Below are 607 nucleotides of genomic sequence, written 5' to 3' on the forward strand. Positions count from 1 at the left end.
AGTATTGTCTCATTTAATTTGTCATGAAATGATTGATTGCCACAGTATACTTTACAAGTGTTTAGGACCTCTGTTTCAATCATTTGCGCATTGATGCCTTTAAATGGACACGTATGATAGGCTTCATTCATATTTTTAGGACAGACATAGTAACGTAGAGAACGATGTTCTTTTTTTATCGTTAAGTTTGTTAATGTTGATTGACAGTAAGGACATTTGATTCGTCGCTTTAACTTATTTCTAGAATTGGATCGATTGTGTTGTTTATGAATACGACGCTCTTGTGCTTCCTCAAACGTATCAACATTAATAATAGGTGGAACGATATCATTAAACGTTCCATATTTATTAATGACACGACCACAATAGTTAGGGTTCAAGAGAATATTTCTAACTTGATAGGGCTTACGAGAAATAAAATTCATATCTTTATCCAGCTTTTGAGAAATTTTCTTGTAACCAAGTCCTTGTAAATACCAACGATAAACGGCTTTGATTGTCGGTGCTTCTTCTGCATTTACAATAAAGTGACCTTTGCTGTAGTGATAACCAAAAGGGGCGTGTGTTGTAATCAACTTACCTTGTTTGGCTTTTTCTCTTATCCCAT

1 protein-coding gene is annotated in these 607 nt (G+C 34.3%); it reads right to left on the bottom strand.

Going from position 1 to position 607, the window contains the following annotated elements:
- Nucleotides 1-607, bottom strand: a 607-nt coding sequence (locus tag HMPREF2647_RS09125; RefSeq protein WP_176746925.1) for a recombinase family protein, incomplete at both ends; no start/stop codon positions are given.

Source organism: Staphylococcus sp. HMSC035D11, from assembly GCF_001836075.1.
Taxonomy (GTDB): Bacteria; Bacillota; Bacilli; order Staphylococcales; family Staphylococcaceae; genus Staphylococcus; species Staphylococcus hominis.